The 16,036-nt window shown below is 68.5% G+C and carries 15 protein-coding genes; 11 read left to right on the forward strand and 4 right to left on the reverse strand.

All coding sequences use genetic code 11. From position 1 onward, the window contains the following. Positions 1-65: 65 nt before the first annotated feature. The 4 genes from mca (at position 66) to W7U_RS02070 (ending at position 3,951) form a co-directional block, all read left to right on the forward strand. A complete protein-coding gene (gene mca / locus W7U_RS02055) occupies positions 66-938 on the forward strand; it encodes a mycothiol conjugate amidase Mca (protein ID WP_008254328.1) in 873 nt (290 codons plus the stop codon). Then, the gene (locus tag W7U_RS02060; RefSeq protein WP_008254329.1) at positions 935-1,252 is read left to right on the forward strand and encodes a hypothetical protein; all 318 of its coding nucleotides are present in this window, start codon (positions 935-937) and stop codon (positions 1,250-1,252) included. The genes mca and W7U_RS02060 overlap by 4 nt, the downstream gene beginning before the upstream one ends. Beyond that, positions 1,239-3,254: a thioredoxin domain-containing protein gene (locus tag W7U_RS02065; protein WP_008254331.1), complete on the forward strand. Its 2,016-nt coding sequence runs from the start codon at positions 1,239-1,241 to the stop codon at positions 3,252-3,254. The genes W7U_RS02060 and W7U_RS02065 overlap by 14 nt, the downstream gene beginning before the upstream one ends. Positions 3,255-3,567: 313 nt before the next feature. Further along, positions 3,568-3,951 (forward strand): nuclear transport factor 2 family protein, encoded by a 384-nt coding sequence (locus tag W7U_RS02070; RefSeq protein WP_008254332.1) that lies wholly within the window; start codon positions 3,568-3,570, stop codon positions 3,949-3,951. Between the two features lie 8 nt (positions 3,952-3,959). On the opposite strand, the gene W7U_RS02075 is transcribed toward W7U_RS02070, so the two are convergent. Continuing rightward, positions 3,960-4,733, reverse strand: a complete 774-nt coding sequence (locus W7U_RS02075; RefSeq protein WP_008254333.1) for a hemolysin III family protein — start codon at positions 4,731-4,733, stop codon at positions 3,960-3,962. A 181-nt stretch (positions 4,734-4,914) separates the two neighbouring features. Here W7U_RS02075 and W7U_RS02080 point away from each other — a divergent pair, with 181 nt between their 5' ends. Then, complete coding sequence (locus W7U_RS02080) at positions 4,915-5,703, forward strand: (2Z,6E)-farnesyl diphosphate synthase (protein WP_008254334.1); 789 nt, start codon at positions 4,915-4,917, stop codon at positions 5,701-5,703. Between the two features lie 148 nt (positions 5,704-5,851). Next, a complete protein-coding gene (locus W7U_RS02085) occupies positions 5,852-6,277 on the forward strand; it encodes a hypothetical protein (RefSeq protein ID WP_008254335.1) in 426 nt (141 codons plus the stop codon). A 6-nt stretch (positions 6,278-6,283) separates the two neighbouring features. Here the strand turns inward: W7U_RS02085 and coaA are convergent, their stop codons facing one another. Next, on the reverse strand, positions 6,284-7,222 hold the full coding sequence (coaA, locus tag W7U_RS02090) for a type I pantothenate kinase (RefSeq protein WP_008254336.1): 939 nt from the start codon (positions 7,220-7,222) through the stop codon (positions 6,284-6,286). Positions 7,223-7,337: 115 nt separating this feature from the next. Here coaA and glyA point away from each other — a divergent pair, with 115 nt between their 5' ends. The 5 genes from glyA (at position 7,338) to W7U_RS02115 (ending at position 13,556) form a co-directional block, all read left to right on the forward strand. Then, positions 7,338-8,618 (forward strand): serine hydroxymethyltransferase, encoded by a 1,281-nt coding sequence (gene glyA, locus W7U_RS02095; RefSeq protein ID WP_008254337.1) that lies wholly within the window; start codon positions 7,338-7,340, stop codon positions 8,616-8,618. 96 nt (positions 8,619-8,714) lie between these two features. Continuing rightward, positions 8,715-9,542: an acyl-ACP desaturase gene (locus W7U_RS02100; protein WP_008254339.1), complete on the forward strand. Its 828-nt coding sequence runs from the start codon at positions 8,715-8,717 to the stop codon at positions 9,540-9,542. Positions 9,543-9,786: 244 nt separating this feature from the next. Next, a complete protein-coding gene (locus W7U_RS02105) occupies positions 9,787-11,088 on the forward strand; it encodes a PhoH family protein (protein ID WP_008254341.1) in 1,302 nt (433 codons plus the stop codon). A gap of 88 nt (positions 11,089-11,176) precedes the next feature. Beyond that, positions 11,177-12,052, forward strand: a complete 876-nt coding sequence (locus W7U_RS02110; protein ID WP_008254353.1) for a polysaccharide deacetylase family protein — start codon at positions 11,177-11,179, stop codon at positions 12,050-12,052. 49 nt (positions 12,053-12,101) lie between these two features. After that, positions 12,102-13,556, forward strand: a complete 1,455-nt coding sequence (locus W7U_RS02115; protein ID WP_008254355.1) for an adenylate/guanylate cyclase domain-containing protein — start codon at positions 12,102-12,104, stop codon at positions 13,554-13,556. A 13-nt stretch (positions 13,557-13,569) separates the two neighbouring features. On the opposite strand, the gene W7U_RS02120 is transcribed toward W7U_RS02115, so the two are convergent. Continuing rightward, the gene (locus W7U_RS02120) at positions 13,570-14,556 is read right to left on the reverse strand and encodes a hypothetical protein (RefSeq protein ID WP_014379382.1); all 987 of its coding nucleotides are present in this window, start codon (positions 14,554-14,556) and stop codon (positions 13,570-13,572) included. Between the two features lie 51 nt (positions 14,557-14,607). After that, on the reverse strand, positions 14,608-16,014 hold the full coding sequence (locus tag W7U_RS02125) for a class II fumarate hydratase (protein WP_008254358.1): 1,407 nt from the start codon (positions 16,012-16,014) through the stop codon (positions 14,608-14,610). Positions 16,015-16,036: the final 22 nt, after the last annotated feature.

A 16,036-nucleotide genomic window follows, 5' to 3' on the forward strand; every position in this document is an offset into this window, starting at 1 on the left:
GCAACGATGTGGAACTGGAATTATAGGGTCAGACCGGGTGACCACCCGAGGTGACAAGGGAGCACGTGAGCGAATTGCGGTTGATGGCGGTGCACGCCCACCCCGACGACGAGTCCAGCAAGGGCGCGGCCACCCTGGCCCGCTACGCCGACGAGGGGCATCGGGTGCTGGTGGTGACGTTGACCGGCGGTGAGCGCGGCGACATCCTCAACCCCGCGATGGATCTGCCCGAGGTGCACGGGCACATCGCCGAAATCCGCCGCGACGAGATGGCCAAGGCCGCCGAGATCCTCGGGGTGGAGCACACCTGGCTCGGCTTCGTCGACTCCGGACTGCCCAAGGGCGACCCGCCGCCCCCGCTGCCCGAGGGGTGTTTCGCGCTGGTGCCGCTGGAGGAGTCGATCGAGGCGCTGGTGCGCGTCGTACGCGAGTTCCGCCCGCACGTGATGACGACGTACGACGAGAACGGCGGCTATCCCCATCCCGATCACATTCGCTGCCACCAGGTTTCGGTCGGCGCCTTCGAGGCGGCCGGGGATTATCGGCGCTTCCCGGACGCCGGCGAACCGTGGACGGTGTCCAAGCTGTACTACAACCACGGCTTCCTGCGGGCCCGGATGCAGTTGTTGCACGACGAGGCCCTCAAGCACGGTCACGAACCGCCGTTCAAGAAGTGGCTCGAGCACTGGGACGCCGCGCACGACCCGTTCGAATCCCGGGTGACGACGCGCGTCGAGTGCTCGGCCTATTTCAGCCAGCGCGACGACGCGCTGCGGGCGCACACCACGCAGATCGACCCCGACCACGACTTCTTCGCGGCCCCCATCGAATGGCAGCAACGGCTTTGGCCCACAGAGGAATTCGAGTTGGCCCGCTCGCGGGTCCCGGCCCGGCTGCCCGAGGACGACCTGTTCGCCGGGATCGAGACGGACGCGTGAATCACCTCGTCCTCCTCGCGAGCGCCCCCGGCTGGCAGGCCGACAACGCGCCGCAGCACACCGGGCCCGACTTCGGCAAGGCCAGCCCGGTCGGGCTGCTGATCGTCGTGTTGTTGTTGATCAGCACGCTGTTTTTGCTGCGCTCGATGAACCGGCAGCTGAAGAAGGTGCCGGAGTCGTTCGACCCCAAGCATCCCGAGCCGGACCAGGCCGCGGACGAGGGCACCGACGCGGTCGACCCGGGCGCCGGCCAGGCCCCGGATCAGGCGGACGGGTCGCCGCGACCCCCGGGATCCGGCGATGAGCCAGGCTGACTCGTCCGCCGCGAACACCCTGGGGCTGGCGACCAGCCCGTATCTGCGTCAGCACGCCGACAATCCGGTGCACTGGCAGCAGTGGACACCGGAGGCGCTGGCCGACGCCGCCGCCCGCGACGTGCCGATCCTGCTGTCGGTCGGCTACGCGGCCTGTCACTGGTGTCACGTCATGGCGCACGAGTCGTTCGAGGACGCCGACGTCGCCGCCGCGATGAACGCGGGATTCGTCTGCATCAAGGTCGACCGCGAGGAACGGCCCGACATCGACGCGGTGTACATGAACGCCACGGTGGCCCTCACCGGGCAGGGCGGCTGGCCGATGACCTGTTTCCTCACGCCGGACGGACGGCCCTTCTTCTGCGGCACCTACTATCCGAAAAATAGCTTCCTGCAACTTCTTTCGGCCGTCTCGGCCACATGGCGGGAGCGTCGCGGCGAGGTGGAGGAGGCGTCCGACCACATCGCCGGCGAGCTGCGCAAGATGGCTTCCGGTGTAGCGCGTGGCGGCCCCGCGGTGGCGGCCGACCTGTGTGACCACGCCGTCGCCGCGCTGCTCGCCGACGAGGACACCGTGCACGGCGGGTTCGGCGGTGCGCCCAAATTCCCGCCCTCGGCGCTGCTCGAGGCGCTGCTGCGCAACTACGAGCGCACGGGATCGCCGGCGGCGCTCGACGCGGTGTCGCGCGCGGGCAGCGCGATGGCCCGCGGCGGCATCTACGATCAGCTCGGCGGCGGCTTCGCCCGGTACAGCGTCGACAACGCTTGGGTGGTACCGCATTTCGAGAAGATGCTGTACGACAACGCGCTGCTGCTGCGCGCCTACGCGCACTGGGCCCGGCGTACCGGCGATCCGCTGGCGCGCCGAATCGCCGACCAGACCGCCCGGTTCCTGCTCGACGACCTCGCCGACGGTGCCATGTTCACCTCATCGCTGGACGCCGACGCCGACGGCCGCGAGGGATCGACCTATGTGTGGACGCCGGAACAGCTGAACGACGCGCTCGGGCCCGACGACGGTCCTTGGGCCGCACAGGTTTTCGCGGTCACCCCGGCCGGCACCTTCGAGCACGGCGCCTCGGTGCTGCAGCTCCCCGCCGATCCGGAGGATGCGCAGCGGGCCGAACGCGTGCGGGTCGCGTTGTTGAACGCCCGGCGCGCCCGGGTCCAGCCCGGCCGCGACGACAAGATCGTCACGTCCTGGAACGGGCTGGCGATCACCGCCTTGGCCGAGGCCGGCGTGGCGTTGGACGAGCCCGAGTTCGTCCACGCCGCAAGCCGCTGCGCGCGGGCGCTGCTCGACCTGCACGTGGTCGACGGCAGGCTGCGGCGCGCCAGTCTCGGCGGCGTGGTCGGTGACAGCGCCGCCATCCTCGAGGACCACGCGATGCTGTCCACCGGGCTGCTGGCGCTCTACCAGCTGACGGGCGAGGCGGCCTGGCTGACAAGGGCGACCGATCTGTTGGACACCGCGTTGGCGCACTTCGCCGATCGTGAGCAGCCCGGCCGCTGGTTCGACACCGCCGACGATGCCGAGCGGTTGATGCTGCGGCCCGCCGACCCGCTGGACGGGGCGACCCCGTCGGGAGCGTCGTCGATCACCGAGGCCCTGCTGACCGCGGCGCACGTGGTCGACGGGGAGCGCGCCGAGCGGTACCTGCGGGCGGCGGACGACGCGCTGCGCGCGCACTCGGTGCTGCTGGAGCGCGCGCCGCGCTCGGCCGGGCATTGGCTGGCCGTCGCGGAGGCCGCGGTCCGCGGGCCGCTGCAGATCGCGGTGGCCTGCGACCCGTCGTGGTCGCCGCTGCTGGCCGAGGCGCGACGGCTGGCGCCCGGCGGGGCGGTCGTCGTGGGCGGGGACGTGGATTCCTCTGCGCTGCTGGCGGGCCGCGACCGAGTGGCCGGCGCCGACGCCGCCTACGTGTGTCGCGGCCAAGTCTGCGACCTGCCGGTGACCACCGCGGCCGAACTGGCCGCCGCCCTGGCTGTTTCCAGCCGCTGAGCCTTCCAGCCGCTGGGTCGATGGTGGTGACCCGCTGCGCCCGGCTGCGCCGCGCTGGCGATCACCACTGAGCCGATGGTGGTGACCCGCTGCGCCCGGCTGCGCCGCGCTGGCGATCACCACTGAGCCGATGGTGGTGACCCGCTGCGCCCGGCTGCGCCGCGCTGGCGATCACCACTGAGCCGATGGTGGTGACCCGCTGCGCCCGGCTGCGCCGCGCTGGCGATCACCACTGAAGCCGATGGTGGTGACCCGCTGCGCCCGGCTGCGCCGCGCTGGCGATCACCACTGAAGCCGGGTTACCCTGCCTCCCATGCCGAATGCCGCCAAGACCGAAGCGATCAGAAGCACGGTCCACCGCTACATCGAGCTGGTCGCCAAGGGCAGCGCCGACGACTTGGTCGAGCTGTACGCCGACGACGCCACGGTCGAGGACCCCGTCGGCGGCGAGGTGCACATCGGGCGCCAAGCGATCCACGGCTTCTACTCCGCGGTCGACAACCTGCAGCGCGAATGCGAACTGAAGACGCTGCGCGTGGCCGGCAACGAGGCGGCCTTCCAGTTCCGGTTGACCGTGACCGCCGGCGAGCACCGGATGGTGATCGAGCCGATCGATGTCATGGTCTTCGACGGCAGCGGGAAGATCGCGGCGATGAAGGCGTACTGGTCACCCGACGACGACGTCGACCAGGGTTAGCCGGGCCATCAGGCTCCCAGCAGCCACGCGTGTTCTTCCGTGTAGAACACGGCGAACCACATGGCGATGTAATGCAGGATCGCCGCGATCGCGGTGAAGGCGTGGAAGAACTCGTGATAGCCGAACGTCCGCGGCCACAGGTCGGGCCAGCGTAGACCGTAGAAAATGCCACCGACGCTGTAGAACACACCGCCGACGGCCAGCAGCACCATCGCGGCCACCCCGGCCTGGTGCAGGATCGTCGGCGCGTACCAGATCGCTACCCAGCCCAACAGCAGATAGAGCGGTACGCCCAGCCAGCGCGGCGCCGTCGGCCAGCACACCTTCAGCGCGATGCCCGCGAGCGCGCCGCCCCACACGATGCACAGCACCACCACGCCGGTGTCCTGCGGCATGACCAGCCGCGCGAACGGCGTGTAGCTGCCGGCGATGAAGATGAAGATCATCGAATGATCGAGCCGCTTCATGCGAATCCGGGCCAGGTCCGACTTCCAGTGCACCCGGTGATAGGTCGCGCTGACCGCGAACAACGCCACCGTGCACGCGGCGTAGATCAGCGTCGAATGCCCGGCGCGGGGCGAGGACGCCGCCCACGACACCGACACCAGCGTGGCGCCGGCGATGATCGCCAGCCACGCCGAGTAGAAGTGGATCCAGCCGCGCATCCGGGGTTTGCCCAAAACATTGGCGGCCCCTTCGGCGAGTCGCTCGACGGTGTTGCCCGGGGCGATCGGCTCGGGTTCGCGCTCAGGATGCGGGACGGTGCTGGTCTGGCTGCTCATGTCTCCTGTGGAATGTCGCTGCAACGGGGGACGCCGGTGGCCACGGTGCCATGGGCGGGTGTAAGAGCCAGAGTAGCCAGAGATGGTTACGGCGCAGTGTCGACTTCTCGGCCGGCTGCTCGGATGACCGGCCGAAATCGCAACCCGGAATCCATTGCGCCTGGCAGTAGGGTGTGTGTTCGTGGAAATCATCCCGCGGCGACTCAAAGAGCCGCTGTATCGGATCTACGAGATGCGGCTGCGGCAGGGCCTGACCGCTTCCAAGTCGGAACTGCCCCGCCACATCGCGGTGCTGTGCGACGGGAACCGCCGGTGGGCGCGCGACGCGGGATACGACGACGTGAGCTACGGCTACCGGATGGGCGCGGCCAAGATCGCGGAGATGCTGCGCTGGTGTCAGGAAGCCGGCATCGAGATGACCACCGTGTACCTGCTTTCCACGGAGAACCTGCAGCGCGATCCCGACGAGCTGGCCGGGCTCATCGAGATCATCACCGACGTCGTCGAGGAGATCTGCGCGCCGGCCAACCGCTGGAGCGTGCGCACCGTCGGCGACCTCGAGCTGCTCGGCGAGCAACCGGCCCGCCGGCTGCGCGGGGCGGTGGAGTCCACCCCGGTCGTGGCGCCCTTCCACGTCAACGTCGCCGTCGGCTACGGCGGTCGCCGCGAGATCGTCGACGCGGTGCGTTCGCTGCTGAGCAAGGAACTCGCCAACGGCGCGACCGCCGAAGAGCTGATCGACACCGTCACCGTCGATGCGATCTCGGAAAATCTCTACACCTCCGGTCAGCCCGATCCCGACCTGGTGATCCGCACCTCGGGCGAGCAACGGCTCTCCGGCTTCCTGCTGTGGCAAAGCGCGTACTCGGAGATGTGGTTCACCGAGGCGCACTGGCCCGCCTTCCGCCGCGTCGACTTCCTGCGCGCGCTGCGCGACTACAGCCAGCGCCATCGCCGCTACGGGAAGTAAATCCGCTGCGCCTGTGACTCGTGGGGCGGCTGATCCCGCCCGACTGGCGCGTGTCAAATATTTACCCGATAACGGGAATAGCCGGGTGAACCTCCTCGTCGTTGTATCCGTGGCAATAGCCAACACCGCCATCGCGAGGAGTAATCACATGTTGCTTGTTTCTGGTGTATCCGGCCTCACCACGCGGCCGCTCTACGACGCGACCGACTCGCTGTTGCGCTTCGCCGTGCGCGCCGACGCCACCCTGACGGGACTCTTCGGCTTGGTCATCGCCTTCCTCGCCGACCCGCTCTCGTCGCTGACCGGCCTGACGTCCTTCGAGAATTACGCCATGGGGGCCTTCTTCGTGATCTACGGCCTCGTGGTGTTCAGCCTCGGGGCGATGCCGGACGTGCGCGGTGTCGGCATCGGCGTGATCGTGGCCAACATCTTTTTCACGCTGTCCTCGATCGTGGCAACCGAAGCATTGCCGCTGACCGTCACCGGGGCCGCGCTGACGCTGGCCAGCGGCGCCTACGCGGCCGCGTTCGCCGCGCTCCAATACCTGGGAGTGCGGCGCCTCGAGACGGCATAGTGGCGCCTAGAGCTTGCGCAGCCGCAGCCGATTGATCGAGTGGTCGGCGTCCTTGCGCAGCACCAGCGTGGCGCGCGGCCGGGTGGGCAGGATGTTCTCGACCAGGTTGGGCCGGTTGATGGAGCGCCAGATCTCGCGGGCGGCGGCGACGGCCTTGGTGTCGTTGAGCGCCGCGTAGTGGTGGAAGTGCGACTCGGGATCGGCGAAGGCCGTGCTGCGCATGGCCAAAAACCGCGAGATGTACCACTGCTCGATGTCCTCGATCCGCGCGTCCACATAGACGCCGAAGTCGAACAGGTCCGACACCATCAGGGTCGGACCGGTCTGCAAAACGTTGAGGCCCTCGAGGATCAGGATGTCGGGATGCCGCACCACGTGCTTGGCCCCGGGGATCACATCGTATTTCAAATGCGAATACACCGGCGCGCACGCGTAGTCCGAGCCCGACTTGACCGACGTAACGAACCGCATCAGCGCCCGACGGTTGTAGCTTTCCGGAAACCCCTTGCGATGCATCAGGTTTCGCCGGTCCAGCTCGGCATTGGGGTACAGGAATCCGTCGGTGGTCACCAGGTCCACCCGGGGATGATGGTCCCAGCGCGCCAAGAGCGCCTGCAGCACACGGGCGGTCGTCGACTTGCCGACCGCCACGCTGCCGGCGACCCCGATGATGAACGGCACCGGCCGGTCCGGGTTTTGCTGAGGTTCACCCAGGAACTCGGCGGTGGCGGCGAACAACCGCTGGCGCGCCGCGACCTGCAGGTGAATCAGCCGGGCCAGCGGCAGGTAAACCTCTTCGACTTCGAGCAAGTCGATCTGTTCACCCAGACCGCGCAGGCCGACCAGTTCCTCCTCGGTGAGGGCCAGCGGCGTCGACATACGAAGCGCACGCCATTGCTTTCGGTCGAACTCCACATAAGGGCTCGGCTCGCTAAGCCGCGGCATAGTGCAAGTGTTGCAGGAGCGCCGAAAAGCCCGACGGCTGGGCTGGCGAAAAGTCGGCGCTGGATAGACTGGCGCCGTGACTGCTGCACCTGACGCCCGCGCCACGACCTCCGTGATGTCCGCCCCGCTCGCCGAGGTCGATCCCGACATCGCCGGGCTGCTGGGCCAGGAGCTGGGCCGCCAGCGCGACATGCTGGAGATGATCGCGTCGGAGAACTTCGTCCCGCGCGCGGTGCTGCAGGCCCAGGGCAGCGTGCTGACCAACAAGTACGCCGAGGGCTTGCCGGGGCGCCGCTACTACGGCGGCTGCGAGTACGTCGACGTCGTGGAGAACATCGCCCGCGACCGGGCCAAGGCCCTCTTCGGCGCCGACTTCGCCAATGTGCAGCCGCATTCGGGCGCCCAGGCCAACGCCGCCGTCCTGCACGCGCTGATGACGCCGGGGGAGCGGCTGCTGGGTCTGGACCTGGCCAACGGCGGCCACCTGACGCACGGCATGAAGCTGAACTTCTCCGGCAAGCTCTACGAGAACGGTTTCTACGGTGTCGACCCGACGACGCATCTCGTCGACATGGACGCGGTGCGCGCCAAGGCGCTGGAATTTCGCCCCAAGGTCATCATCGCCGGTTGGTCGGCCTACCCGCGGATCCTCGACTTCGCGGCGTTCGCCTCGATCGCCGACGAGGTGGACGCCAAGCTCTGGGTGGACATGGCGCACTTCGCGGGCTTGGTCGCGGCCGGCCTGCACCCCTCGCCGGTGCCGCACGCCGACATCGTGTCGACGACCATTCACAAGACGCTCGGCGGCGGCCGCTCGGGCATGATCCTCGGCAAGCAGGAGTACGCCAAGGCGATCAACTCGGCGGTGTTCCCCGGCCAGCAGGGCGGACCGCTCATGCACGTCATCGCGGGCAAGGCCGTCGCGCTGAAGATCGCGAGCACCCCCGAATTCGTCGAGCGGCAGCAGCGCACCCTGTCGGGCGCGCGCATCCTCGCCGACCGGCTGTTGGCCGCCGACGTCGCCAAGGCCGGCGTATCGGTGGTCAGCGGCGGCACCGACGTGCACCTGGTGCTGGTGGATCTGCGCAACTCCCCGCTCGACGGCCAAGCCGCCGAGGACCTGCTGCACGAGGTCGGCATCACCGTCAACCGCAACGCCGTGCCCAACGACCCGCGGCCGCCGATGGTCACGTCGGGGCTGCGGATCGGCACGCCCGCCCTGGCCACCCGCGGCTTCGGCGACGCCGAGTTCAGCGAGGTCGCCGACGTCATCGCCACCGCCCTGGCCGCGGGCAGCTCGGCCGACGTGGCGGGGCTGCGCCAGCGCGTGACACGGCTGGCGCAGGAGTTCCCGCTGTACGACGGCCTCGAAGACTGGGCGCTGGTCGGCCGCTGACGCCCGTCTGGTCGGGCTCGAGGACCAAAATCACCACTTGCTCCGACACGACCCCGCCGATTTCATGAACCTGTGTACGCGGGTTACAGTTATCTCATGGCCGAAAGACCCGTCGCTAACGCGCTGACCCTGGAACTCGAGCCGGTCGTCGAAGCGAACGTCGACCGCCACCTGTCCACCGAAGAGCTCTGGTTCGCCCACGATTACGTGCCGTTCGATCGGGGCGAGAACTTCGCATTCCTCGGTGGGCGCGACTGGGACCCGTCGTCAATGACGTTGCCGAGACCGCTGACCGACGCCTGCGAGATCATGCTGCTGCTCAAGGACAACCTGGCCGCGCACCACCGCGAGCTGGTCGAGCACTTCATCCTCGAGGACTACTGGGGCCGCTGGCTGGGCCGGTGGACCGCCGAGGAGCACCTGCACGCCATCGCGTTGCGCGAGTACCTGGTGGTGACCCGTGAGGTCGACCCGACCGCCAACGAAGAGGCCCGCGTCCAGTACGTCATGAAGGGCTACCGCGCCGACACCTACTCGCAGGTGGAGACCCTGGTGCACATGGCGTTCGTCGAACGCACCCACGCCGTGTTCTGCGAGAACCTGGCCGCCAAGCTCGAGGAGCCCATCCTGGCCGGCCTGATCGACCGGATCGCCCGCGACGAGCGGCGGCACGAACTGTTCTTCTCCAACCTCGTCGAGCACTGCCTGGGATACACCCGCGACGAGACGATCGCGGCGATCGCCGCCCGTGCCGCCGACCTGGATGTGCCCGGCGCCGACATCGACGCGTACCGCGACAAGGTGCAGAACGTCGAAAAGGCAGGCATTTTCGGTCCGGAGCAGCTGCGTCAGGCGATCTCCGACCGCATCGCCGCATGGGGGCTCGCGGACGAGCCCGCGCTGCGGCAATTCATCGTCGGCTGAGCCGCGGCCCCCTCCGCGCCGATCCCTTTGGGGCGTCGTCGCGGCTCGTCATGTCGGCGCGCCTGCACAGCGGGCACGCGGCCACGGGAGTAGCGTCGTTCCCGATGGTCAGCGTCATGCTCTGCTGCCAGGGCGGCACCTCCCGTCATCACAACGGAAGGACCGGCCCCGGTCCTGGTGCTGCGGTTCCCGTCGACATGCCTGTGCGGGTCCGCGCGGGCTCATCCCGCTCGAGGAGCGCTACGTGACCGATATCCGGACCTACGTGATCGACACTTCCGTGCTGCTGTCCGACCCGTGGGCGTGCAGCCGGTTCGCCGAACACGAGGTGGTTGTTCCGTTGGTGGTGATCAGCGAGCTGGAGGCCAAACGCCACCATCACGAGCTGGGATGGTTCGCCCGCCAGGCGTTGCGCCTGTTCGACGATCTTCGGCTTGTGCACGGGCGCCTGGATCAACCCATTCCCGTTGGGACACAAGGCGGTACGCTCCACGTCGAACTCAACCACACCGACCCGGCGGTGCTGCCCGCCGGCTTCCGCAACGACAACAACGACTGCCGGATCCTGAGTTGCGCCGCCAACCTGGCCGCCGAAGGCAAACGAGTCACGTTGGTCAGCAAGGACATTCCGCTTCGGGTCAAGGCCGCCGCGGTAGGGCTGGCCGCCGACGAATACCACGCCCAAGACGTCGTGGCCTCCGGCTGGTCGGGCATGCGCGAGATCGAAACCGCCACCGAGGATATCGACGCCCTGTTCAGCGACGGCGAGATCGATCTGGCGGAAGCCCGAGACCTGCCCTGCCACACCGGCATTCGGCTGCTCGGTGGCAGCTCTCACGCGCTGGGCAGGGTCAACGCGGACAAGCGCGTTCAGCTGGTCCGCGGTGATCGCGAGGTGTTCGGATTGCGTGGGCGGTCCGCCGAACAGCGGGTCGCGCTGGACTTGCTGCTCGACGAGTCGGTCGGCATCGTGTCGCTGGGCGGCAAGGCCGGCACCGGCAAGTCGGCGCTGGCGCTGTGCGCCGGGCTGGAGGCCGTGCTGGAGCGGCGGACCCAGCGCAAGGTGGTGGTCTTCCGTCCGCTGTACGCCGTCGGCGGCCAGGAGCTGGGATACCTGCCCGGCAGCGAGAGCGAAAAGATGGGCCCGTGGGCGCAGGCAGTGTTCGACACCCTCGAGGGGCTGGCCAGCCCGGCGGTGCTCGAGGAAGTGCTGTCCCGCGGCATGCTCGAAGTGCTGCCGCTGACCCACATCCGGGGACGTTCGCTGCACGACTCGTTCGTCATCGTCGACGAGGCGCAGTCGCTGGAGCGCAACGTGTTGCTGACCGTGCTGTCCAGGCTGGGCACCGGGTCGCGGGTGGTCCTGACCCACGACATCGCCCAGCGCGACAACCTGCGGGTGGGCCGCCACGACGGGGTCGCGGCGGTGATCGAGAAGCTCAAGGGCCACCCGCTGTTCGCCCACATCACCCTGTTGCGCAGCGAGCGCTCGCCGATCGCCGCGCTGGTCACCGAGATGCTCGAGGAGATCGCCGGGCCGCACTGAGCGGTTTCGCCGCGAAGCTGTATTCCACGACAGCTCCACTCGCGATATGTGTCGCTGGTTGCAGTCTCGCGGTGAGTACGCTTTTACCGTGGCGAAACGACCCGACACCTTGGCCTGGCGCTACGGGCGCACGCTGGCCGGTGTCGTCGCCGCCGTCGCGGTGCTGGTGATCGGCGGGCTGACCGGTCACGTGACGCGCGCCGACGACCTGTCCTGCTCGGTCGTCAAATGCGTCGCGTTGACCTTCGATGACGGCCCCGGTCCCTTCGACGAGCGGCTGCTGCAGATCCTCAAGGGCAACGACGCGAAGGCCACCTTCTTTCTGATCGGCAACAAGGTGGCCGCCAACCCGGCGGGGGCCAAACGCATCGCCGACGCGGGGATGGAAATCGGCAGCCACACCTGGGAACACCCCAACATGACCACCATCCCGCGGGAGGACATCGCCGCGCAGTTCTCCAAGGCGAATGACGCGATCACCGCCGCGACCGGCCACACGCCGACGTTGTACCGGCCCGCGGGCGGCTTGTCCGACCCGGTGGTGCGCCAGACCGCCGGTCAATTCGGGCTGGCCGAAATCCTGTGGGACGTCATCCCTTTCGATTGGGCCAACGACTCGAACACGGCGGCGACGCGATCGATGCTGATGACCTACATCAAACCGGGCTCGGTGGTGCTGTTCCATAACACCTACTCGAGCACCGTCGATCTGGTCTATCAGTTCATCCCGGTGCTCAAGGCTAACGGCTACCGGATGGTGACGGTCAGCGAACTGCTGGGACCACGCGCGCCCGGCAGCAGTTATGGTGGCCGGGAGAACGGGCCACCCGTCAACGGTCTGCGCGACATTCCCGCCAGTGACATCCCCACGCTGCCCAACACGCCCTCACCCAAGCCGATGCCCAACTTCCCGATCACCGACATCCCCGGGCAGAATTCCGGCGGGCCGAACAACGGTGCCTAGCGCGACGAGCGGGCCCGCGACGAAAGGACGAAAGTCCGCTCGACGGTGGATGTTTCACTACGGCCTCGACTTGAGTCTGTCGTATGTGCTGGCGGTCGTCGAAGCGGCCGCCATCTTGATCCCGTTGCGCGGCCACACGTCCGTCGGGGCCAACGCCGACTTCGCGCGGCACAGCACGGGGCCGGTGGCGCTGCTCGTCGTGCTGGGCATCATCGGCGTCTCGGTGGCCGGCGCCTTGAGCCTGGCGCCCACACTGCGCTGGTTCGTGCCGGGCGACGAACCGACACCACAGCAACGCGAGGCCGTGATGAAGCTCGCCGGGCGCCAGTCGGCGATCCTGGTGACGGCCTGGGCGCTGAGCGGCGGGACCTTCATCCTGCTGAATCTTGGTGGCGGGGCCCGGCTTCTGCTACCCATCGTGCTCGGCGTGCTGCTCGGCGGGTCGGCCGCCGCCGGCACGGGGATGCTGCTCGCGCAACGCACCCTGCGCCCCATCATGCGTGCCGCCACACTGGGCGCCGAGCCACGGCTGGCCGTGCCGAGCGTGTACGCGCGACTGGTTCTGCTGTGGTTCCTCTGCAGCGCGTTTCCCATCGCGGTCATCGCGTCCCTGGTCGTTCTGCGCTCCTACGGGTGGCTGATCGAGAAGTCGGCATCGTTGGACGTGCCGATCCTGGTGGTGTCGTTGGCGGCGCTGGTGTTGGGACTGCCGACGATGATCCTGACCTCGCGGTCCATCTCGGACCCGATCGGGGAGGTCGTCGACGCCATGGCGGAGGTTGAACATGGCCGCATGGAAACCTACGTCGGCGCCTACGAACGTTCCCAGATCGGGCGGCTGCAAACGGGTTTCAACCGTATGGTGGCCGGGCTCGCCGAGCGCGACCGGCTGCGTGACCTGTTCGGTCGCCACGTCGGCGCCGACGTCGCGCAGCGCGCCGTCGAAGAGGGAGCCTCCCTGTCCGGCGACGTGGTCGAAGCGGCGGTGCTCTTCATCGACCTGGTGGGTTCCACGCAGCTCGCGGAAAGCCGCCCGCCGCAAGAAGTCGCCGAGGTGCTCAACGACTTCTTCCGGATCGTCGTCAACGCCGTCGACGAACACCACGGATTGATCAACAAATTCGCCGGAGACGCCGCGCTGGCCGTCTTCGGGGTGCCATTGCCGACCAGCGAGCCGGCGTCCGCAGCGCTGGCGACGGCCCGGGCGCTGGCCACTCAACTGCGCCGGCTGCCAGTCGATTTCGGCGTCGGCGTCTCCGCGGGGCGCGTGTTCGCCGGCAACGTCGGCGCCGAGAACCGGTACGAATACACCGTGATCGGCGACGCCGTCAACGAGGCCGCGCGGCTGGCCGACCTCGCCAAGACGTCCGATCGGCGAATCCTGTGTTCGGCGGCCGCCATCGATGCGGCCGGTGAGGCCGAACGCGGGCACTGGGCCGAATGCTATTCCACCGTATTGCGTGGGCGATCCGAGACGACCCACGTCTCGGCGCCGACCACCTAGGACCAGGGCCGCGTCAGGATTTCGCGACCTTCAGCGCGGCGATGATCTTGCCGACGAGGTCCGCCGACGCGGTGTCACCGATGGGTGTGCTGCCGATGAACACGGTGACCGGCTTGGTGTCGACCGCGATGATGCTGACCGAGTCGCCCTTGACGTTGCGGGTGGGATCGGCGATCGTGACGTCGGCGTCGGCCCGCACCGCCTTGGTCCCGTCCACGGTGATCGACGACGTCTTGACCGGTCCCAGCGTGGGTGTCGCGTTGGCATAGCCGGGCCCGTTGACCACGCACTGCATCAGTTTGGTGGCTTGCGCCGTGAGGTCCATGCTGGCAACGAAATTGGTGACGCCGACCTCGGCCGTCATCATCCACTGATTGGCCCCGGGCACGTCCTGGGCGACGCCGAGTCCGCCGATCAGGTTGGGGCCCTGGTCATCGGAGAACACCGTCCACCCGGACGGCGCCGCACTGGCCGGGAACGACAGCTTTCCGGCGGTGATCGAGTCGCCCCGGGGCATCTCACCGCCGGACACGTTCGGGGTGCAATCCGTGGCGTTCTGTGCCGAATTCTTCGGTTGCGAGACCGACGTGCTCGTCGACGGCGGCGCGGCGCTCGATCGCTTGTTGCCGTGGCCGCCCTTCATCACCACGAGGGTGGCCACCAGCGCGATCACGGCCAGCGCGACCAGGCCGGCGACGATCAGCCAGGGCAGCTTCGAGCCGCCTGGGGGAGGGCCGGGCGGGTAGGGCCCGCCGGGCGGAAATGGTTGTCCCGGCGGGGGATACTGCGGTGCCTGGTACGGATTGACGGCGGGACCACCCGGCGGCGGATACGGGTACTGACCGCCCGGCGGGTAGCCGTACGGACCCCCCTGCGGGTAAGGACCCTGCGGGTAAGCGCCGCCGGCCGGCGGCTGGCCACCCCAATTCGGTTCCTGCCCATAGGGGTTGCTTCCGTAAGGCCCAGGGCCGTAGGGGCCGCCGCCGGGAGGAGCCGTCATGGAAAAACCACCCTTACACTCATCGACACCGTCGCCGCGTGACGGTCGGGCCTAGTCTTCCGGCTTGACCTTCGCCATGGCCAGCACGTCGAGCCGGCGGTCGAGCTCCTCGATCGACAGCTTGTCGCCGATCAGGCCGCGGTCGATCACGGTCTGGCGAATCGTCTTGCGCTCCTTGAGGGCCTGCTTGGCGACCGCGGCGGCCTCCTCGTATCCGATCGCCGAGTTCAGCGGCGTCACGATGGACGGCGACGACTCGGCGAGCTCGCGCAGGTGCTCGACGTTGGCCGCCAGGCCGGTGATGCAGCGCTCCGCGAACAGCTTCGAGACGTTGGTCAGCAGCTTGAACGACTCGAGGATGTTGCGGGCCATCATCGGGATGTACACGTTGAGCTCGAACGCACCGTTGCCGCCGCCCCACGCGACCGCGGCGTCGTTGCCGATCACCTGCGCGGCCACCTGCGTAACTGCTTCGGGGAGAACGGGATTCACCTTGCCGGGCATGATCGAGCTACCCGGTTGCAGGTCGGGCAGCTGAATCTCGGCCAGGCCGGTCAGCGGGCCCGAGCCCATCCAGCGGACGTCGTTGGCGATCTTGGTCAGCGACACGGCGATGGTGCGCAGCGCACCGGACGCCTCGACGAGGCCGTCGCGCGCGGCCTGGGCCTCGAAGGAGTTTGCCGCCGTGCGCAATTCGCTCAGGCCGGTGGAGGCAACCAACGTTTCGACGACCTTGGCGCCGAAGCCGTCGGGAGCGTTGAGGCCGGTGCCCACCGCGGTGCCGCCGATCGCCAACTCACCGAGCCGCGGCAGCGTGGCGCGCACCCGCTCGATGCCGGCCTCGATCTGGCGGGCGTACCCGCTGAATTCCTGGCCGAGCGTCACGGGCACGGCGTCCATCAGGTGGGTGCGGCCCGACTTGACCACAGTGTGCCATTCGCGGGCCTTGCTCGCCAGCGCGTCATGCAGCACCTCGAGCGCCGGGATGAGGTGGCGCACGGCGGCTTCGGTGGCCGCGATGTGGGTCGCGGTGGGGAAGGTGTCATTCGACGACTGCGACATGTTGACGTCGTCGTTCGGGTGCACCGTGACGCCGTTGGCCGCGGCGATGCTGGCGATCACCTCGTTGGTGTTCATGTTGGAGCTGGTGCCCGAACCGGTCTGGAAGACGTCGATCGGAAACTGGTCGTCGTGGCGGCCGTCGGCGATTTCGGCGGCCGCGGCGATGATCGCGTCGGCCTTCTCCGGGGCCAGCAGCCCGAGGTCCTTGTTGACCTGCGCGCACGCGCCCTTCAGCAGGCCCAGGGCGCGGATCTGGGTGCGCTCCAGCCCGCGGCCCGAGATCGGAAAGTTCTCGACCGCGCGCTGGGTTTGCGCGCGCCACAACGCTTTTGCGGGGACGCGGACCTCGCCCATGGTGTCGTGCTCGATGCGGTACTCGGTGTCATCCGTGGCCATAGAGTGCTGGCTTCCTCGTTCT

This window comes from Mycobacterium sp. H4Y (assembly GCF_000364405.1).
GTDB classification, from domain to species: domain Bacteria; phylum Actinomycetota; class Actinomycetes; order Mycobacteriales; family Mycobacteriaceae; genus Mycobacterium; species Mycobacterium intracellulare.